16 protein-coding genes are annotated in these 18,980 nt (G+C 59.6%); 9 read left to right on the forward strand and 7 right to left on the reverse strand.

The genetic code is table 11. The features are described 5' to 3' along the window. Positions 1-20: 20 nt before the first annotated feature. Entirely contained in the window at positions 21-2,078 is a 2,058-nt protein-coding gene (locus SRB521_RS13930) for a sigma-54 interaction domain-containing protein (RefSeq protein WP_165816333.1), read from the reverse strand. A gap of 425 nt (positions 2,079-2,503) precedes the next feature. On the opposite strand from SRB521_RS13930, the gene SRB521_RS13935 reads away from it, so the two are divergent. The 8 genes from SRB521_RS13935 to SRB521_RS13970 all read left to right on the forward strand — a co-directional run bounded on the left by SRB521_RS13935 (position 2,504) and on the right by SRB521_RS13970 (position 10,413). Continuing rightward, positions 2,504-2,971 carry a tripartite tricarboxylate transporter TctB family protein gene (locus tag SRB521_RS13935; protein ID WP_058118463.1) on the forward strand — a complete coding sequence of 156 codons (468 nt, stop codon included), beginning with the start codon at positions 2,504-2,506 and terminating at the stop codon, positions 2,969-2,971. A gap of 13 nt (positions 2,972-2,984) precedes the next feature. Then, positions 2,985-4,496, forward strand: coding sequence for a tripartite tricarboxylate transporter permease (locus tag SRB521_RS13940; RefSeq protein ID WP_116722635.1), 1,512 nt, complete (start codon positions 2,985-2,987; stop codon positions 4,494-4,496). A 48-nt stretch (positions 4,497-4,544) separates the two neighbouring features. Then, on the forward strand, positions 4,545-5,573 hold the full coding sequence (locus SRB521_RS13945; RefSeq protein WP_116722636.1) for a tripartite tricarboxylate transporter substrate binding protein: 1,029 nt from the start codon (positions 4,545-4,547) through the stop codon (positions 5,571-5,573). Positions 5,574-5,705: 132 nt separating this feature from the next. Then, a complete protein-coding gene (locus SRB521_RS13950; RefSeq protein ID WP_058118465.1) occupies positions 5,706-6,362 on the forward strand; it encodes a CoA transferase subunit A in 657 nt (218 codons plus the stop codon). Between the two features lie 15 nt (positions 6,363-6,377). Beyond that, positions 6,378-7,028, forward strand: a complete 651-nt coding sequence (locus tag SRB521_RS13955; protein ID WP_075704622.1) for a 3-oxoacid CoA-transferase subunit B — start codon at positions 6,378-6,380, stop codon at positions 7,026-7,028. 1 nt (position 7,029) lies between these two features. After that, on the forward strand, positions 7,030-8,529 hold the full coding sequence (locus SRB521_RS13960; protein WP_075704623.1) for a sodium:solute symporter family protein: 1,500 nt from the start codon (positions 7,030-7,032) through the stop codon (positions 8,527-8,529). A 55-nt stretch (positions 8,530-8,584) separates the two neighbouring features. After that, positions 8,585-9,427, forward strand: a complete 843-nt coding sequence (locus SRB521_RS13965) for a beta-keto acid cleavage family enzyme (RefSeq protein ID WP_058118468.1) — start codon at positions 8,585-8,587, stop codon at positions 9,425-9,427. A gap of 26 nt (positions 9,428-9,453) precedes the next feature. Next, entirely contained in the window at positions 9,454-10,413 is a 960-nt protein-coding gene (locus SRB521_RS13970) for a 3-hydroxyacyl-CoA dehydrogenase family protein (protein ID WP_033118655.1), read from the forward strand. A gap of 172 nt (positions 10,414-10,585) precedes the next feature. On the opposite strand, the gene SRB521_RS13975 is transcribed toward SRB521_RS13970, so the two are convergent. The 3 genes from SRB521_RS13975 to SRB521_RS13985 form a co-directional block, all read right to left on the reverse strand. Continuing rightward, entirely contained in the window at positions 10,586-11,437 is an 852-nt protein-coding gene (locus SRB521_RS13975) for a beta-keto acid cleavage family enzyme (protein ID WP_116722580.1), read from the reverse strand. Positions 11,438-11,489: 52 nt separating this feature from the next. Next, positions 11,490-12,845 carry a short-chain fatty acid transporter gene (locus tag SRB521_RS13980; RefSeq protein WP_075704627.1) on the reverse strand — a complete coding sequence of 452 codons (1,356 nt, stop codon included), beginning with the start codon at positions 12,843-12,845 and terminating at the stop codon, positions 11,490-11,492. A 144-nt stretch (positions 12,846-12,989) separates the two neighbouring features. Further along, positions 12,990-13,400: a VOC family protein gene (locus tag SRB521_RS13985; RefSeq protein ID WP_158453397.1), complete on the reverse strand. Its 411-nt coding sequence runs from the start codon at positions 13,398-13,400 to the stop codon at positions 12,990-12,992. Positions 13,401-13,794: 394 nt separating this feature from the next. Between SRB521_RS13985 and SRB521_RS13990 the strand changes: the two genes are divergently transcribed. Further along, positions 13,795-14,721: a LysR family transcriptional regulator gene (locus SRB521_RS13990; RefSeq protein ID WP_116722581.1), complete on the forward strand. Its 927-nt coding sequence runs from the start codon at positions 13,795-13,797 to the stop codon at positions 14,719-14,721. A gap of 39 nt (positions 14,722-14,760) precedes the next feature. Here the strand turns inward: SRB521_RS13990 and SRB521_RS13995 are convergent, their stop codons facing one another. The 3 genes from SRB521_RS13995 to SRB521_RS14005 all read right to left on the reverse strand — a co-directional run bounded on the left by SRB521_RS13995 (position 14,761) and on the right by SRB521_RS14005 (position 18,979). Beyond that, positions 14,761-16,104 carry a butyryl-CoA:acetate CoA-transferase gene (locus SRB521_RS13995; RefSeq protein WP_058118474.1) on the reverse strand — a complete coding sequence of 448 codons (1,344 nt, stop codon included), beginning with the start codon at positions 16,102-16,104 and terminating at the stop codon, positions 14,761-14,763. Between the two features lie 165 nt (positions 16,105-16,269). Further along, positions 16,270-17,451 (reverse strand): Coenzyme F420 hydrogenase/dehydrogenase, beta subunit C-terminal domain, encoded by a 1,182-nt coding sequence (locus tag SRB521_RS14000; protein WP_116722582.1) that lies wholly within the window; start codon positions 17,449-17,451, stop codon positions 16,270-16,272. 1 nt (position 17,452) lies between these two features. Further along, positions 17,453-18,979 carry an oligosaccharide flippase family protein gene (locus SRB521_RS14005; RefSeq protein WP_116722583.1) on the reverse strand — a complete coding sequence of 509 codons (1,527 nt, stop codon included), beginning with the start codon at positions 18,977-18,979 and terminating at the stop codon, positions 17,453-17,455. Between the last annotated feature and the right edge of the window lies 1 nt (position 18,980).

Genomic DNA, 18,980 nt, shown 5'->3' on the forward strand with positions numbered 1-18,980 from the left:
GAACCCCGCAAGGGGGGGACTCACTCTTCCGCATGCAGGGCGTCCAAATACCGCTGCCCGGATGCGGACAGCCGGGTCCCCTGCCGGGTCTTGCCCGCCAGGACCATGCCCTGCCCTTCCAGTTCGGAGAGGATGGCGCGCAGCATGGTGGTGGAGCAGCGCAGCTTCCGCGCCTGCAGGTACTGGAGAATATCCGAGCGGCTGTAGCGAATCTCTCCATCTTTGTTCTGGGCGAGCAGCTCCAGGAGCGTCTGCACCAGCGGGCGGCCGAAGCGGCTGATCACCTGCTCCATAGAGGGACAATAGGGCTGGTAGCCCTGGCTGGCCGCCGCCGTGATGTCGATGGGGAGCTGATCCTCATCGATCTTTTTCTTCCGGCTGCGCATGATGGAGATGTAATCCACCATGTTCCGCAGTTCCCGGAGATTGCCCGGCCAGTCGTAGGTCTCTATGATATGTATCGCGTTTTCTGTAAAGCTCTCCCGCGCGATCTTCCCCCTGGAAAAGCTGCCGATCAGCGGGAAGATGCTCTCTGTCCGCTCCCGCAGGGGCGGCAGCATGAGCTGGAACACATTGATGCGGAAGTAGAGGTCGGACCGGAACTGTCCCTGCCGGATGAGTTCCCGGAGGTCCTTGTTGGTGGCGGCGATGACCCGGACGTCGATGGGGGTGACCTTCGTGTCCCCCACCCGCATGACCTCCTTTTCCTCCAGCACCCGGAGGAGCCGGGCCTGAACGGAGAGGGAGGCGTCGCCGATCTCATCCAGGAAAATGGTCCCTGTGTGGGCCAGCTCGAAGAGCCCGGCCTTTCCGTGCTTCTTCGCACCGGTGAAGGCCCCTTCCTCATAGCCGAAGAGTTCGCTCTCGATGAGATTTTCCGGAATGGCCGCAAAGTTGGCGGCCACGAAGGGGCAGTTTGCCCGTGCGGACGCATTGTGGATGGAGGAGGCCAGCAGCTCCTTTCCGGTGCCGCTCTCGCCGGTGATGAGGATGGTGTAATTCGTGGCGGCCAGGCTCCTGGCCGTGCCCACCACCTTCTGCATGGCGCTGTCCGCCATACAGAGGTTTTCAAAATGGTACTTCGCCACATGTCCCTTATGCTTTTGGTAGAGGAGCCGGCGCATGTTGGAATCGTTGGCTTGGGCACGGTTTACATCCCGGAAGCGTACGATCCGGGTGGTGATACCGGAGAGCTCCACGGACGCAAAGGTCATATAGCACTGGCGCTCTCCGATGTTCACAACGGTCTTCCAATCCTCCGGCGTGTCCAGGATGTCCTGCTCCAAATAGCTGTGCTTGACAAGCCACTCGAAGGGATTCCCGGGCGCCGTCTCCCCGTCGAGCTGAAAGAGCTCCACGGCCAGAGCGTTGAGCGCCACGATCCGGTTTTCCTGGTCCACCGCCACAATGGCCTCATCCAGATTGTCGATCATGGACTGCAGCGTGTTTTTCAGGTGCTGGGCCTGTAGGTATTCTTCGCTGAGATGCTTAAAGGTTTGCGTCAGTACGTTCCTCTGGATATTGATATAGTTGTTCAAATAATCCTTGGGCATGTCCAGCGCCTCAGCGATGGCCGCGCATGTCTCTATGGTGATGCCCCGGAATCCGATGTCGATCCGGTTGGTGATGTGCTGGGGTCCGTAGTTGAACACACTGGGAGAAATGGCGGTGTCCAGCCCGGAAACATCCTCGGCGCAGCCCTCGTAATAGGGGACATACCGGATGTGGCGGATGCCCATATCCTCCAGCGCCCGGATCGTCTCCTCCGTGTGGAGCTTGGTCTTATTGATGACCAGGACCTCCTTGCCCGGCGGCAAGAGGAAGAGCTTATCGATGTTTCGGGGCTCATGGAGGCAAAATCGGGCGTTGATGATGGGGATTCCCTCTGAACGGGCCCGCGCATATTCCACCGACTCCTCCGACAGCCCGATGATGATCCCGGGCCTTCGCGCACAGTACTCCTTGAAAAGAGAGGGCTCGTCCACATTTCGGGTAAAACAGGCTACCCCGAGCCTGTCCCCGAAAACAGACCTGGTGTGGGACAGCAAATGCCGGGACATTTGTTCTGTCCCCGTCACACACAGAAGCCGCTTGGAATTTTCTTGGTATCCTCTTTCCATCCTGTTTTCCTTTCTGTCAAAAGGCGTGATTAATCCGCATTAATCGATATTAAATCATTTCTTCCCAGCCGTCATCCGGCAATATAATCCGCTTTAATTTGTTTTAATCCCGGTTATTTTTGTTCCTCCTGTCAAATTTTCAACCTTTTGCCCTGCCGAAATTCCGTCCTTCCAAGGCTTTTCTCTTTTTTATTCATGCAATCCATGTGCCAATTCTCCATTTTGGCATGCCATTTGCTTAATTTATCTTTGTCAATCCATTTTTCCGGAACAGGAAGCGTGTATAAGGAAGGGAGGTGTCAGAATACCCGGTCCGCCGGGCCAGCAGGGTTCCCGGCGCCAACGCGATACGATTCAATCACAGAGAGGACGTGAGGAAAAGAATGGTTCTGAACGAAAGCAAGGCAGAAAAAATCCTGGGTGTGGTATTTACCGTCCTGGGCGTTCTCCTTCTGGCGGTCATCATCCCGACACAGATCGCCTACGTCAAAAATGCCTACCCCCAGCCCCGGTTCTTCCCCAATATCATCGCGGGATTGATGACCGTGCTGGGCATCGTGCTGTTTGCCAGCGGCTGGCGCAAGGGGAAAGCCCCAAAGCAGGAGGATGAGGAGACCTATTCCCTCGGCAAGAAGGAGACCCGCCTGGTCCTTTTGACCCTGGGGATCGTGATCCTTTATGTCATTATCCTTCACTTCATCCCCTATATTCCCGCCACGATGGTTTTCCTGGCCGTGCTCATCACTCTTTATGGGCAGCGCAACAAGCTGAAAATCATTCTGCCGTCGGTGCTCCTGCCTATCATCATCTACGTCGGCTTCACCTACGGGCTTCAGCTGCACATGCCTTAAAGGAGGAGAATGTATGGACGCATTAAGTATGCTCTTTGACGGATTCGTAGCCGTATTACAGCCGGAAAACCTGCTCTACCTGGTGGGCGGCGTCCTCGTCGGTGTGATTCTGGGCGCCATTCCCGGTCTCTCCGCCACCATGGCGATCGCCCTGGTCATTCCGCTCACCTATTATCTCACTCCCACCCAGTCCCTCATCATGCTGCTGGCCGCCTATAACGCCGGCACCTTTGGCGGCTCTATGTCGGCCATCCTCATCGGCACCCCCGGCACAGTATCCGCCGCGGCCACCGTGACCGACGGATACGCCCTGGCAAAACAGGGCAAGGCGCGCAAGGCCATTAAGGGAGCCCTGTTCAGCTCCTGCTTTGGCTGCCTCTTCTCCAGCATCATCCTGGTCATCATCGCCCAGCCCATTGCCAAGGTCGCCCTGAAGTTCGGCCCCGCTGAGTACGCGGTGCTGATGCTCTTCTCCCTGACCATCATTGCCTCGGCGGCGGGCAAGTCCCTGACCAAGGGGCTCCTGGGCGGCTGCATCGGCCTTTTCTTCGGCTGTGTGGGCATGGACGCCTCCTACACCATCCCCCGGCTCACCTTCGGCAGCCTGAAGCTCTCCAGCGGCATCGACCTGGTGGTCATGCTCATCGGTGCGCTGGCGCTCAGCGAGGTGCTCAAGCAGGTGGAGACCGTGGCCCTCGGTCAGACCAGCGCCCAGCTCCCCGAGCCATCCTGCAAAGATGACACCCGGTTCCTGAAAAGCGATTTCAAGCTCTGCCTGCCACACTGGCTGCGGTCCTCTGCGCTGGGCTGCGCCATCGGCGCCCTGCCGGGCCTGGGGCCCTCCCTGGCCTGCTACATCGGCTATGATGTGGGTCATAAGACGGCCAAGCACCCCGAGCAGTTCGGAAAGGGCGCCCTCGAGGGCGTGGCGGCAGCAGAGGCGGCCAACAACGCCGTCTGCGGCGCCAACATGATCCCCCTGCTCTCCCTGGGTGTCCCCGGCGACACCGGCGCCGCCCTGCTCATCAGTGCCTTCCTGGTCCAGGGCCTCACCCCCGGTCCCCTGATCTTCACCGAGTCCCCCGAGACCGTGTACAACGTCTATGCCGGCCTCATCCTCTGCAACATCGTCCTCTTGGGAATCACGCTGCTCATCTATCGGGCCTTTACCAAAATCTGCAGCATGGAGACCACCATCATCTTCCCCTGTGTGCTGGCGTTCTGCGTCATCGGTGTGTATGCCCTCAACTCCAACTTGGACGACGTGTGGATCATGCTCTTCTTCGGCGTCATCGGCTACATCCTCTCCAAGTTCAAGTTCCCCATGGCCACCCTGCTCATCGGATTCATTCTCTCGCCCCTCTTTGAGAAGAATTTCCGCCGGGCCCTCATCCTCAACAGCGGCGACTGGAGCATTTTCTTCAGCTCCCCCCTGTGCTGGCTCTTCTGGGCGGCCACCATCCTCTCCGTGTTCTTCATCGTCCGCGGCAAGCGGAAGGACAAGAACCTGCAGGATGGCCTGTAAGTGACGCGCACAATCCCTTTTCATATTTTTGATAGGAGGCAACATGTTATGAAGACTCGTACGAAACTGCTCTCGCTGCTCCTCTGCGCCGCCATGCTCCTCCCCCTGTTCGCCTGCTCCGGCGGCCAGTCCGCCGGCACGCCCGCCCCCAAGGATACTGCCGCCCCCGCTGCCTCCTCTGCGCCCGCCGCTTCCGGCGCCGCTGAGGGCTACCCCGACCGCGTCATCACCATGATCGTCAACTACTCCGCCGGCGGCGGCACCGACCTGAGCGCCCGCGCCTTTGGCGACGCCATCGCCAAGGCCCTGGGCGGCAACATCACCGTCACCAACCTGCCCGGCGGCACCGGCAGCCTGGGTGTCACTGAGCTGGCCAACAGCAAGGCCGACGGCTACACCATCGGCGTGGCCACCCTGGCTCCGCTGGCCCTGGTCCCCTATCAGTTGGACGTGTCCTATACCCCCGACAGCTTCCAGTATCTCTGCGCCTTCGGCCAGTACGGCTACGGCATCGTTGTGGCCAAGGACTCCCCCTATCAGACCCTGGATGACCTGATCGAGGCCGCCAAAGAGTCCCCCATCAGCTTCGGCGCCACCGGCTATCCCCAGCCCCTGACCATGAAGGACCTGGGTGAGGAAACCGGCGCCCAGTTCAGCTTTGTCCAGTATCCCTCCACCACCGACTGCGTGGCCGACGTGCTGGGCGGTTTCGTCCCCTGTGCGCTGGGCGACATGGCCTCCTTCGCCGCCTATGTGAAGAGCGGTGACATGCGCCTGCTGGCCTCCGCCCACAGCCAGCGCTGGGACGTGGCTCCCGAGGTGGAGACCCTTCAGGAGATGGGCTATGACGCCGTGTGCGACTCCTACATGGGCCTGTGCGTCCCCGCCGACACCCCAGACGAGATCGTGGAGGTCCTGCGCGACGCCTGTGCCACGGCCTTTGAGGACGCCGCCTTCCAGGAGATCATGACCAATACCAACCAAGCCCCCGCCTATATGACCGGCGACGAGTATGAGGCCCTGGTCCGGGAGTACTACGAGCTCTACAGCACCGTGGACTTCGAGTCCGCCGGCTGATTCCTATTCCTCTATGAAAATGAGGCGGCGCGCAAATTGGTTTTTGCGCCGCCGCCTCATTTCTACCCTTTTTACCAGAGATAAAATTCCATTTCATCTTTTATATTCCATTTTAGCAAAGGAGTGACCGCAATGCACGGTTCCAAAGCGGCCAGTGTGGAAGAGGCCCTTACCCACATCAGAAGCGGACAGACCATCATGCTCTCCGGCTTTACCAATGTGGGTTCTCCCAACAAGTTTATTGTCAAAATGGCGGAAGCCGGGATCACGGACATCGACCTCATCTCCAACGACGCCGGCAACGACCATACCGACGGCATCGGGACCCTGATCTGCCAGCACCGGGTGCGCCGGCTCACCGCCTCCCACGTGGGCCTGAACCCCAAGGTGGCGGAGCAGATGAACGCCGGTACGCTGGAGGTGGTGCTGGTCCCCCAGGGAACGCTGGCTGAGCGGATCCGCTGCGGCGGCACCGGGCTGGGCGGCGTGCTCACCCCCACGGGGATCGGCACGGTGGTGGCCGAGGGCAAGCAGGTCATCCAAGTGGACGGACGCGACTACCTGCTGGAGAAGCCCCTTCACGCCGAGGTGGCCGTGGTGAAGGCCTGGAAGGCCGACACCTCCGGCAATCTGGTCTATCGCCGGGCAGGCCGGAACTTCAATCCCCTGATGGCGATGGCCGCGGATTTTGTGATCGCCGAGGTCGAGGAGCTGGTGGAGGTTGGGCAGCTTGACCCGGACGAGGTCATGACGCCCGGCGTCTGTGTGGACCTCGTCGTCAAGCTGTGAAAGGAGGGCAATTGCATGGATGCCAGAACATTGATCGTCACCCGGGCCGCCCGCTTCTTTCATGACGGCGACCTGGTGAACCTGGGGATTGGGATGCCCACGCTGGTGGCCAACCATCTGCCGGAGGGCGTCAACATCACGCTCCAGTCGGAAAACGGCTTCATTGGGCTGGGGCCCACGCCCGAGGAAGGGCACGTGGACAAGGACATGGTAAACGCCGGAGGACAGCCGGTGACCATCCTGCCCGGGGGCGTCTGTTTCGACAGCGCCACTTCCTTCGGCCTGATCCGTGGGGGCCACGTGGACGCCACGGTGCTTGGGGCCCTGGAGGTGGACCAGGAGGGCAACCTGGCCAACTGGATGATCCCCGGAAAAAAGGTGCCCGGTATGGGCGGAGCCATGGATCTGGTAGCCGGGGCCAATTTGGTCATCATCACCATGGAGCATTGCAACAAGAGCGGCGCGCCCAAGATCCTGAAAAAATGCACGCTGCCGCTCACCGCAGCCCATGAGGTGGACTATATCGTCACCGAACTGTGCGTGCTCCACCGCATGGAGGAGGGTCTGGTCCTGGAGGAGCTGGCCCCCGGCGTCACTGTGGAAGAAGTCCTGGCAAAGACGGATGCCGAACTCATCGTTCCCACCCGGATCGGGAGCATGATCTGACATGACGCTCACCATTTGGCACATCACCGGCATCCTGGCCACGCTGGCCGTGATCGTGGGCGTCAGCGTCTACTCGGGGAGGAGCGTAAAGAGCGCCGCGGATTTTGACCGCGGCGGGAACTCCGGCCCCTGGCTGGTGGCGGGCGCCATCATGGGCTCCCTGGTCAGCGGGCAGGCCACCGTAGGCACGGCTCAGCTCGCCTACAGTTACGGTTTTGCCGCCTGGTGGTTTACACTGGGCGCTGGGATCGGCTGCCTGCTTCTGGCGGTGGGCTACGTCGTGCCGCTGCGGCACAGCGGCTCCACCACCCTGCTGGGCATCGTCTCCCAGCGCTATGGGAAGGCCGCCGGCTACTGGGGCTCCGTCCTCTGCTCCCTGGGCATCTTCATCAGCGTCATCGCCCAGGTCATCTCCGCCACCGCCCTTTTGACCACCATCTTCCCCATGGGCATGGGGGCTGCGGCCCTGGTGAGCGTGGCCATCATGACGCTCTATGTCGTCTTCGGCGGCGTGACCGGCGCGGGCATGGGCGGCGTGGTCAAGCTCTTCCTGCTCTATCTGGCCTGTATCGTGGGCAGCCTCACCGTCTGGTCCCTGAGCGGGGGCGTCACCCCCCTTCTGGGGCGGGTCTCCGACCTGTGCCAGACGCCCGGCATGGACGCGGTCCTCGGGCTGTCCGGCGGGGCGGACGCCTTCCATACCCGCTTTCTCAGTCTGGTGGCCCGGGGTCCCCTCAAGGATGTGGGGTCCGGCATCTCTCTCCTGCTGGGCGTGCTCTCTACCCAGACCTACGCCCAGGCCATCTGGTCCGCCAGGAGCGACTCCGCCGCCCGGAAGGGGGCCCTTCTCTCCGCGCTGCTCATCCCGCCCATCGGTATCGCCTGCATTCTCATCGGGCTCTATATGCGGGCGCACTACATCACCACGGCGGAGGTACAGGCCCTGGCCGCCCTCGGTCAGGCCGTCCCCCCGGGGCTTACGGAGATGGCCTCCACCTCTCAGGCTTTCCCCATGTTTGTGGTGAACCATCTGCCCTCCCTGGTGGGCGGCGTGGTGCTGGGCACCCTCTTCATCACCATCGTGGGCGGCGGTTCCGGTCTCTCCATGGGCGTGGCTTCGATCTTGGTCAACGACATCTTCAAGCGCCTCTCCCGCCGGCTGGACGACCCCAGGACGGGTCTGGTGGTCACCCGCATCACCATTATCGTGGTCCTGCTCTGCGCAGCGCTCATTGCCGTATCGGTCCCCGGCCCTGTGATCAACGACTTCGGCTTCCTCTCCATGGGGCTGCGGGGCGCGGTGGTATTTGTCCCCATGACCTTCGCCCTCTTCTGCAAGGCGCCGATTTCTGAAAAGTGGGTGCTCTGTTCCGTCATCGGCGGCCCGTTGGCCGTCCTGCTGGGCAGTCTGCTGTCCCTGCCCTTCGACTCCCTCTTTCTCGGTATGGCGGTCAGTCTGCTCTGCTGTGCCGCCGGCGCCCATTTCGGCAAGACAGCGTAAATCGACTTTCCTACTTCCTACATTTATTTGACATATGATTCAGGAGGAAATTACTATGGGCAAAAAACTCATCATCACCGCGGCACTCTGCGGGGCGGGCACCATGAAATCCCAGACGCCCTATGTGCCCGTCACACCCGAGGAGATCGCCGCCGACGCCGTGGCCGTCGTGAAGGCCGGCGCCTCCGTCATCCACATCCACGTCCGGGACGACGACGGCAAAAACACCATGGAGACCGAGCGCTTCTGCCACGTGGTCAACCTGGTCCGGGAGGAGCTGGCCAAAGCCAATCTGGACGCCGTCCTCAACCTCACCTCCTCCGGCTCCAAGTTCTCCGAGGATATGCGCCTTGCCCACCTGCCCATCCTCAAGCCGGAGATGTGCTCCTACGACCCCGGCTCCATGAACTGGGCCAACAGCTACATCTTTGCCAACAGCCCCTCCTTCCTGGAGCGTCTGGGCACCCTCTGCCAGAAGGAGGCCATCAAGCCTGAGTGCGAGGTCTTTGACGGCGGCATGATGGGCAACATCGCCTACTACATGAAGAAGGGCTTCCTCGCCACCCCCATCCACTATCAATTCGTGCTGGGTGTTTCGGGCGGCATGCCGGGCAACGCCGACTCGCTGGCCTATCTGCTGCCCAAGATGCTCCCCGGCTCCACCTGGTCCATCACGGGCATCGGTAAAGACCATCTGCCCTGCATGCTGCTGGGCCTGGCCGAGGGCTGCGACGGCCTGCGGGTGGGCCTGGAGGACAACATCTTCCTGGAGAAGGGCGTCCTGGCCACCAACGCGCAGCTGGTGGAGCGGGCCTGCAAGCTGGGCGAGCTGGCCGGCCGCACCATCGCCACCGCCGCCGATGCACGGGAGATCCTCGGCCTGACCAAACACATCTAAACAAAAGCGGAAAGGAGCCCATTGCTATGAGGCTGGAATCGATCAAACGGATCGCCGTTTTGGGCGCGGGCACCATGGGGCCCGGCATCGCCCAGCGCTACGCCATGAGCGGGCGGAGCGTCAATCTTTACGACATCAGTGAGCAGGCCCTGGAAAAGGCCAAGGTCATGCTCCGCACCAATCTGGACACCTTTGTGGAGGAGGAGCTCCTCACCGCAGAGGAGGCCGACGGTGTCTTTGCCCGGGTCAGCTTCACCGCCGACCTGGAGGCCGCACTGAAAGACGTGCAGTATGTCCAGGAGACGGTGGCGGAGAAGCCCGCCATCAAGACCTCTGTCTTTGCCCAGGTGGACGCCCTGCTCCCCCCGGAGGCCATCTTGGTCTCCAACACCTCTTCGCTCAACCCCTTCACACTTATCCCCGAGGGCCGCGCCGCCAATTTTGCCGCCGCCCACTGGTTTGCGCCCCCTCACATCATTCCTCTGGTGGAGGTCGCCAGGGATGAGCGCACCTCTGAAGAGACCATGGAAACGGTCCTGGCCCTTCTCAAGGAGTGCGGTAAAACGCCTGTGCGTATGGAAAAATTCGTACCCGGCTACATCATCAACCGCATCCAGATCCTGCTTAACACCGAGGTATTTTATCTGCTTGGAAACGGTGTATGTACGCCGGAGCAGTTGGATCTGGCCGTCAAGGCCAGCCTGATGCCCCGCGGCATGGTACTGGGCCTGGTCCAGCGCTACGACTTTACCGGTCTGGACATCAGCGCCAACAACATCATCAACGCAAGCTATGTCATGCCGGAGACCAGCAAGCACCCCGCCGTCCTCTTCGATCATGTGGATAAGGGCGAGTTGGGCGTCAAGACCGGCAAAGGCTTCTACGACTACAGCGGACGCGATCCCGCCGAGGTCTGCAAAAAGAGGGACAAACTGCTCTTCCAGGTTCTGAAGGCCGTGGGTCCCCTGATCGACGAGACGATCTGAGTTCCGGCACCGCGTCATCATACTTCTCTCCCATTTGCTTTTCCCACCCCAACACAAGAAAGGCGGCCGCCCGATTGGGCGGCCGCCTTTCTTGTGTTGGGATATTGGGGAGGAAAAGTATGGGGAACGCGGGGGGACTGCATTCGGCGCACCGTCCCCCACGCTGCTCCGTTTAGGTATCGGAGGCCTCGGTCTTTCTCATGCCGCGGGGCTTCATGCCCAGCATGATCCGGGCCTCATCGGGGGTGGCCACCTCGCGGCCCACCTCTTTGGCGATCCGCACGGCGCGCTCCACCAGCTGCACGTTGGTGGCCTTGACGCCCTTATAGAGGTACTGGTTGTCTTCCAGACCCACGCGGACGTGGCCGCCCGCACCCATGGCCCAAAGGATGGTGCTGACCTGCATTCCGGCTACACCAGCCAGGTTCCACTCAGCTCCCTCCGGAAGCATGGTGAGCAGATATCCCAGTTGAGACATCGTCGCGGGCATGGTGTTTTTCACACCCATAACAAAGTCAAAGTACAGAGGGCCGGTCAGCAGGCCTTCCTTGTGGAGGTTGATGGCGTTGCTCATCATGTTGGTGTCGAACACTTCGATCTCGGGCTTGATGTTGTGCTCCAGCATGAATTTCGCCTGCGCGGTATAGTATTCCACGCGGTTTACATAAGCTCCTGTGGGGAAGGCGCTGGACCCGGGACAATAGCTGGCCATCTCCGGGAGGCAACGCAGGGCGTTGTCCCGGTCCTCCTCACTGGCGTCATACCGTCCTCCGGTGGAGAGCTGGACGATGAGATCGGGGCACTTGGCTTCCAGGGTCTCCTTGATCTCGCGGAACTGTTCTATATCATGAGAATTCTTCCCGGTCACACGGTCCCTCACATGGACATGGACGACGGCGGCGCCGGCCTCATAGACCGCGATGGCGTCGTTGACGATCTCATCCACAGTGATGGGGAGGGCCGGAAATTTCTCCTTGCTGGGGACGGAGCCCGTCAGGGCACAGGTGATAATTACTTTTTTCATTCTGGTTTTCCCTTCTAAAAAAGCTCTGGATTAAAAACGGTTGCCTTGTTGCTTACAGGACCAGGAAACAGACCGAGATCACAATGCCGGACACAATGGCAAAGGTGAAGCAGTAGCCCATGATGTCCTTGATCCCCAGGCCGGCCAGGGACAGCGCGGGCAGCGCCCAGAAGGGCTGAATCTGGTTGGTCCAGGAGTCGCCCCAGCACAGCGCCATGGCTGTCTTGGCAAAGTCCGCGTTCAGAGTGTCTGCGGCCTGCATCATGATGGGGCCCTGCACGGTCCACTGTCCGCCGCCGGAGGGAATGAAAATGTTGACGAGACCAGCAGCCCAGAAGGTGAAGAGGGGCAGCGTCTTGGCGGAGGAGATGCTGACAAAGAAATTGGCCAGGATATCCACAAGGCCGGAATTTTTGACCAGGCCCATAATGGCGGCGTAGAACAGGAACTGCAGGGTAATACCGGCGGCGGATTTGATGGCCTCGCCCATGGCGCGGGAATAGTTGCCGGGGGTCTTGTGGCACAGGGCGCCGGCGGCAAAGAACATCAGCACGACCTCATTCAGGCCAAAGTTCAGGGTGCGCTTGGTCCAGAAGTACCACACCATGTAGGCCACAACGATCAGCGCGGGGATGATAGCCAGAGGGGCAAAGTTATCCAGCTTCTCAGCGAAGTCCATGTCCTTCCAGCTTTTAGCCGCATGGGCCTTTTCCTCGGCCTCTTCCCGGGCGGCGTCGGCATCCAGCACAGCCTGCTGAATCTCGATGCATTCGCTCTCCCTGGGACAGATCAGGGCGTATGTAATCAGGCCGGAGATCAGCACCAGGACCGTGATGATCAGGTTCCAGGAGCTGTACAATGTGGCAGTGGTGGGGATGATATCGCCTACGATCTCATAGACGATGCTGCTCTCAGCAGTGACCTCCAGAGGAATGGAGGAGGAGGGCCCGCGGATGATGTTGCCGGCATGGCAGGCTGCGATCAGGACCGCATAGTCCACCTTGACGCCTCTGCCCTTAAAGACACGGGCGATCTCCTTGGCCACCAGAGCGCCGGCGATCATGCCAAGGCCCCAGTTCAGGTAAGTGGCGATCATGCCCACCAGGGCTACCGTCAGGGTGGCGGCAACGCGGTTCTTGGGCAGGTAAGCGATGGAGCGCAGCAGCTTCTTCACCGGTTTGGAGCTGGCCAGGCAGTGCCCGGTCACCAGCACCAGCACCATCTGCATGGTGAAGCTGAGCAGGGAATACATGCCCTGAGACATGTACTTGACGCAGTCCAACAGACTGCTGTCCGTGAGCCCCCAGGCCCCCAAAAAGGCGACCAGGGTCAGAAGCAGTGCCAGAACATATGCGCTGGGCAGCCACTTTTGCACAAACTTACAAAGCGCTTTCGAAATTGCTCTCATGTTTTTGTCTCTCCTTCTCTCTTCATTTTGAGTCCATGCTCTGCGTGGGATCTTCTCTCGATTGACTCGCTTAGAGAACAAACATTTTGAAGCAAAGGTATGGGATGGGGCGCAAGGATATTGACATGCTGTGCGTTTGAAAGATTACTGTTCTGTCTTCTGGACCAGTTCGCTGATTACACCGTGTCCTGCTTCCGCGTCAATGTAGTTGACAAGCGTATGATTGGCGCCCGGCCTTGGCACAGGATTTCGGAGCCCAACTCCTATGCTGCGAAAATATCTCATATCCTGCTCCAAGTCGTCCACCTCATACGCAATATGATATAGGCCTTCCCCCCTCTCCTCTATAAACCTGTTGACAGCCGCAAAGTCCTCAATCCCCTGCACCAGCTCGATTTCCAGGTCTCCACAGCCAAAAAACGCCGCTTTGCAGCCCGCCGCCTCCACGATCTGCGTGCCATAGTAGGGGAGCCGCAGGATATCCCGGTAGAAGGAAATTCCCTTGTCTATATCTTTTACGGCGATGGCGATGTGGTTGACCTTTTTGATTGGCATGTTCTCTCCCTCTTCCATGGTCACTTTTCCGTGCCCCGACAAAATCCCGCCTTTTCCTTTTCTGCCAAAAGGCCTTAATGTTTCTGTTGTCTGGGCAAGCCCAGACAACAGAAATGGCCGGCCATTTCTGAACTTTGTAACAAAAAAGAGCTCAATCTCTTTGCTCTGTTTGTATTATTTTTTCTTGTATTATATCTTTCTCTCCGGTATAATTCAAATATCAATTTAACACGCTTACCATGCTAAAATAAGATAGTTCTCTCCACCTGCATTTTACATCACCCCGCCTCTTTTTCCTTTCTTGCTTTTTCCTTTCTTGCTTTTTTCTTTCATCTACTATAGAATCATTTTCATAGATTTATCTATTCAGATACAGGACAAGTATGGTGATCATATGGATTTTAAGTACCTGCAAATCTTTGTTGCCATCGCGGATGCCGGTACGCTGACCGCCGCCGCTGAGAATCTGCACATCGCTCAGTCCGCCCTGTCCCGGCATCTGCGAAACATTGAGGAGGAGTATGGCGCTCAACTCATGCTTCGGGGCTCCCGGCAGATGAAGCTGACCGACGAGGGCCGGATCCTGTACGTATACGCCAAGAAAACGCTTTTGTGGTCAGACTCCATCCACAAGGAGATCCACGACCTCTCCGTGGGTCTGTCCGGGACCTTGCGCCTTGGCACCGTTCCGAATCTGTTCAACGTGTGGCTGGAGACAGTCTTTCCTCGCTTTCATAAAGACTTTCCCAACATCAAATTCGATATCTATGAGGAGCGGTCCGATATCCTGATCCAGCGGCTGTGGGACGGACTCTGTGACATCGCCCTCATCCGGACCCCCGTCAAGCTGAGCGGGCTGGATGTATTTTACACTGCGCCCGACCCTCTTGTGGCCTGCTACCGCGGCGAGCAGTACTTTCAGGGGTGCGGGCCTAAGATCCGGCTGCAGGATCTGGAGGATATCCCCCTGTTTGTTTCCCGCTTCTGGAACACCCGGTTTTCTCCGCTCTGCCTCTCCGCCGGTTTCACGCCCAACATTGTGGCGCTGAATGAGCGGATCTCCACCAACTTGCTGTGGGCAAAGAACATCCCGGGCTGCGCCATCGTTCCGGTCCGCACGGTAAAGCAGTTTGGTTTTCCGGACTTTCACTATAAGATCATTGACGAGCCCGGCCTGGATTACCCCAATGCCATCGTCACTGTAAAGGACCGGTATCTCCCGGTCGTGGCTCAAAACTTCCTGGAGTACTGCCTTCCCACGGTAGCGGCCCTTCAGGCGGAAGCCGCCGCCTCGTCGGAAGAAAAGGAGCTGTATCCCTAGAGGGATACAGCTCCTTTTCTTCCGCATAGCAGATCCTGTTTACTTTCGGTTGCTTCTGCGCCAGATCTTCATCTTCTCCGCCTCCTGGATCAGTTCCTCCCGGAAATCCGGGTGAGAAACGGAAATGATCCGCTCGGTCCTCTCCCAAGTGGAGCAACCCTTCAAGTTTACCATCCCATATTCCGTCACCAGATGGTGGATGTTGGTCCTGGTGTCCGTCACAATGGACCCATGGCTGAGCATCGGTACGATGCGGGAATGGAGCAGCCCCTCCTTGTCCTGATAGGTAGAGGAGCAGCAGATAAAGCTCTTGCCTCCCTTGGAGAGGTAGGCGCCCAGCACAAAGTCCAGTTGTCCGCCAGCCCCGCTGATATGCTTGGTGCCGGAGGACTCCGCATTCACCTGCCCGAACAGGTCTACATCCACCGCATTATTGATGGAGATGAAGTTGTCCAGTTGGGAGATCACTCTCACGTCGTTGGTGTAATCCACCGGGGAGGCCATACAGGACGGATTGTTGTTTAAGTACTCATACAGCTTCTTTGTGCCCGCGCCAAAGGCATAGGCCTGACGGCCCCGGTCCACATTCTTTTTCATACCGGTGATCTTTCCCGCGCGGGCAATATCTACAAAGGCGTCCACATACATCTCCGTGTGAACACCCAGATCTTTCAGATCTGACTGGGCGATCATGCTTCCCACCGCGTTCGGCATCCCCCCGATGCCCAATTGGAGGCACGCCCCGTTGGGGATCTCCGGCACGATCAGCTCCGCCACGGCTTTCTCCACCTCAGTGGCGGGTCCGCCCGCACCCAGTTCCGGCATGGGCGGGTTCTCCCCCTCCACGATGTGGGTCACCTGGCTGATATGGACCGCCTCCTGGCTTCCCCCCAGGCACCGTGGCATGTTCCGATTTACCTCCACGATAATGACTTCCGCCACATCGCACAGCGCCGCCATATGGGATGCATTGGGCCCGAAATTGAAGAATCCGTGCTCATCCATGGGTGCCACCTGGAACATGGCCACGTGGACGGGCGCCAGATGTTCCCGGTAATAGCGGGGCAGCTCAGAATAGCGCAGGGGAATATAATAGGTCCCTCCCTCGGCGATCATCTTCCGCTCCACGCCGGACATATGCCACGAGTTCCAGGTAAAGTGCTCCGGCGCGTCCGGCACCGACATGATGGCGGGCCGGTGAAAGATGATGCCGCCCCGCACCTTCACATCGTGCAGCTCTTCATACCGGGCAGCCAGCGCCCGATCCAGAGCCTCGGGCGTCCCGGTGCACCAGCCGTAGTCCACCCAGTCCCCCGACCGCACCTCTTTGACGGCCTCCGCCGCCGTGGTCAATTTCTGCCGGTAAAGTTCCGTTTGCTCCATAGTCGTGCCTCCCATTTCCAATTCCTATATCTGCCTGGGGCGGCAATTCCCAAACCGCCCTGAGCATATATTGTATTTATTTTAGCATCCGAGGAAAATGGTGGCAAGAAAAAGTTTTGTGCTTAACAAATATTGGAGCAAATACAGCACAAAATCGCTCAATATCTACTCTTTCCTCAGCAAGTGCAAGCACTTGCCCCCCGCCCTGAGCAGTGGGTTCCCCCCCGCCGCCGTCTTGAAGCGCTGGGAGAGCGTCGGCTCCAAGCACCGCCGGGCGATCTCCTCCAGGCCGTTTCCACGGTAGGCCCGCCAGAACATTTTCCGCCGGGGAGCAGCCGGGCTGGGGCGGAGCGCCGCCCGATTATAGGTCACCGCGGCCACAGGGTCCACCTCTGTTACGGCGGCGCGCTCCCGCAGCGCCTCCAATGCCGCCGCCCCTTTTTCCGTATGGACCAGGGCCAGGGTGGTCCCCTGACGCTCCAGGGCCTCCGGACAGATCTGCTTCACCCCCCAGAAGTCGGCCAGCGTGATGTCGCTGGGGCGGGACAGGCCCTTGAACGGACACTGGTGGCAGGAGGGCCGGCAGATCAGCCCGCCCAGGAACGCCTGCATATAGGGATTGTCCTTTCCCGGCATCACAGCGGCCTCCCCGTCGGTGAATTCCACGCGGAATTGATACCGTGTCCAACCCTCCGCCTTGTGGCGGAAGCATACGGAGGCGGCCCGCCCGCCGTGCGCACGCTCCAGCTCGGACAGATAGGCCCGCCAGACCCGGGGCGAGGGCACACTGTGGCAGATCAGGTCCTGACAGAGAAGCCCCTCATAGTCCCGCGCCAGATAGGCCCGCAGACCGGCGATCTGGCAGGGGGTCCCTGTGAACAGCACCGGCGTCCCCCGCTCCAGCAGCGCCTTGGTCTGACGATAGACGTCCCCCACGGCGCTCTGGGGATACTTGGAGCCCTGAAACCGTTCCAGCTCCGCCATATTCTCTATCCGGTCGTGGTACACCAGGAAGGCCTCGTCAAAGACCGCGCCGAATACCACCCCTCCGCGCTCCAGCATGCTCTGCGCCAGCAGGGCGGAGCCTCCGCCGGAGGCGCTCCCCTCCAGCAGTTCCCGGTCCAGGGCGTGCAGGGCGTAGGCCTTCGGTACGTCCCCCTCCACCGGGACCGACCGCGCAGCCGGACAAACCCGTCGGCACAGACCGCAGTCGGTACAGGCTGCGGCATCTATTTTGGGGTACAGAAACCCCTCTTCATCCGGCTCCATGGAGATACAGCCGGCAGGACAGCCATTCGCACAGGCCCAGCAGCCCGTGCACCGCTCCTTTTCCACTGGCGCTTGCATATCAGTCTTCCCTCTTTCTCCGTCTCAACAGTTTTTTCAGCACGCCGATGCAGAGCTCCCGCTCGTAGCGGTCCATCATAAAGGCATATGCCGCGGGCAAATAGAGCAGCGTATAGATCGCTGCTCCTGTGAAAAAACGGGGCCAACTGTCCAGCGCCGCATGGTCGGCCGTCCAAAGTCCCGCCGCCAGAAAGACAATCACAGTGGGGCACATCCTCCCAATATTCTTCCAAAAACGGGAGATATTCAGCCCGATGCGCCGGGCATAATACCAGTTCATGATCAGTACATTTCCAAGCAGGTAGGCAAGGCAGGTGGCCGCCGCAGCCCCGATCATGCCGTATCGCTCCACCCAGCAGAAGGTCAGCGCCACGTTCAAGAGCGCAATGATCAGATAGACCACCGACCGAAAGCGGTGGCGGTTCATGGCGTACAAAATATTCAGCCCGGTGTTTTGAATGAGGGGCACCGTCACCGGCAGCATGGTCAGCAGCGCCACCGGATAGGCCTCTTCATATCCCACTCCCACCCACAAGGCAAGGAATTGCCGGCCGAAAACCACAAAGGCCGATACGATGAAGGAGACCACAAGGAATTGCAGCCGCCCCACTTTGATAAAGAGGTCCGAGAACTCTTCCGATGGGGTCTCCCGGGTGACCATACTGGTGATCCGCGGCATCAGAACGCCGCTGATGGCTGTGGAGAGGTTCGTCACATAAGAATTGAAGCTGGCGCCCACATTATAAATGGTTACCGCAGCCGCGCCCACCGCCCAGCCGATGATGAGCTTATCCGTCGCCCAGTAGAGGATGTCCACCATGCTGCCGAGGAAAGCAAACGCGGAAAATACAAAGATCTCCCGCAGAAGACCGGGGCAGCGCCACCCGAACCGGGGCCGGATGTTCAGGCGGCACACCGCATAAATGGTATAGGCCGCGTAAGAGATCAGATTGAGCAGGGTTCCCGCGGCCACCAGGCCCACAGAGGCAAATCCTCCGTACAGCATGGCCAGATTCAGGCATGGCGCCGCCACCGTGGAGAGGATATTGATCAGGCGGTTGAAGAGGTACCGCTCGTGGACCACCGTAAGGGAGGAGAACACGCTGAACGGCAGGAACACTGCGGTGTTCGCCGTCATCAGCCGCACCAATATTTTGAGCTTGTCCACTTCCGCCGCCGACAGAGACCGGCTGTAGCCCTCCAGATGGCCTGAGACCAGCATTCCGGCCAGAAGAATCAACAGGGCGATGCCGCCGTAGAGCTTAAGGAAAAGGCCCGCCATCCCCTCCTCCCCTTCCCTGTCTCCCCGGGCCCGGTAAAGGGAAAGGTAACGGATAATGGCGCTTCCGATCCCAAAATTCAGAAGGCCGATGTACCCCATGACCGAATTGGCGATGCCGTAGAGCCCGTATTCCGACTGGCCCAGCAGCTCCAGCATCACCGGCGTATAAAAAAATGGAATCAGATTTCCAATCAGCAGATTCACATAGGACAGGATTACGCCGGCCTTCAGTTCATTCCTTGCCATT

Origin of the sequence: Intestinimonas butyriciproducens (assembly GCF_004154955.1) — a bacterium.
In the GTDB taxonomy this organism is placed as follows: Bacteria; Bacillota; Clostridia; order Oscillospirales; family Oscillospiraceae; genus Intestinimonas; species Intestinimonas butyriciproducens.

Coding starts and splice junctions, on each gene's coding strand:
- SRB521_RS13935 (WP_058118463.1), top strand. CDS start 2,504: ATGGTTCTGAACGAAAGCAAGGCAGAAAAAATCCTGGGTGTGGTATTT.
- SRB521_RS13940 (WP_116722635.1), top strand. CDS start 2,985: ATGGACGCATTAAGTATGCTCTTTGACGGATTCGTAGCCGTATTACAG.
- SRB521_RS13945 (WP_116722636.1), top strand. CDS start 4,545: ATGAAGACTCGTACGAAACTGCTCTCGCTGCTCCTCTGCGCCGCCATG.
- SRB521_RS13950 (WP_058118465.1), top strand. CDS start 5,706: ATGCACGGTTCCAAAGCGGCCAGTGTGGAAGAGGCCCTTACCCACATC.
- SRB521_RS13955 (WP_075704622.1), top strand. CDS start 6,378: ATGGATGCCAGAACATTGATCGTCACCCGGGCCGCCCGCTTCTTTCAT.
- SRB521_RS13960 (WP_075704623.1), top strand. CDS start 7,030: ATGACGCTCACCATTTGGCACATCACCGGCATCCTGGCCACGCTGGCC.
- SRB521_RS13965 (WP_058118468.1), top strand. CDS start 8,585: ATGGGCAAAAAACTCATCATCACCGCGGCACTCTGCGGGGCGGGCACC.
- SRB521_RS13970 (WP_033118655.1), top strand. CDS start 9,454: ATGAGGCTGGAATCGATCAAACGGATCGCCGTTTTGGGCGCGGGCACC.
- SRB521_RS13975 (WP_116722580.1), bottom strand. CDS start 11,437: ATGAAAAAAGTAATTATCACCTGTGCCCTGACGGGCTCCGTCCCCAGC.
- SRB521_RS13980 (WP_075704627.1), bottom strand. CDS start 12,845: ATGAGAGCAATTTCGAAAGCGCTTTGTAAGTTTGTGCAAAAGTGGCTG.
- SRB521_RS13985 (WP_158453397.1), bottom strand. CDS start 13,400: ATGCCAATCAAAAAGGTCAACCACATCGCCATCGCCGTAAAAGATATA.
- SRB521_RS13990 (WP_116722581.1), top strand. CDS start 13,795: ATGGATTTTAAGTACCTGCAAATCTTTGTTGCCATCGCGGATGCCGGT.
- SRB521_RS13995 (WP_058118474.1), bottom strand. CDS start 16,104: ATGGAGCAAACGGAACTTTACCGGCAGAAATTGACCACGGCGGCGGAG.
- SRB521_RS14000 (WP_116722582.1), bottom strand. CDS start 17,451: ATGCAAGCGCCAGTGGAAAAGGAGCGGTGCACGGGCTGCTGGGCCTGT.
- SRB521_RS14005 (WP_116722583.1), bottom strand. CDS start 18,979: ATGGCAAGGAATGAACTGAAGGCCGGCGTAATCCTGTCCTATGTGAAT.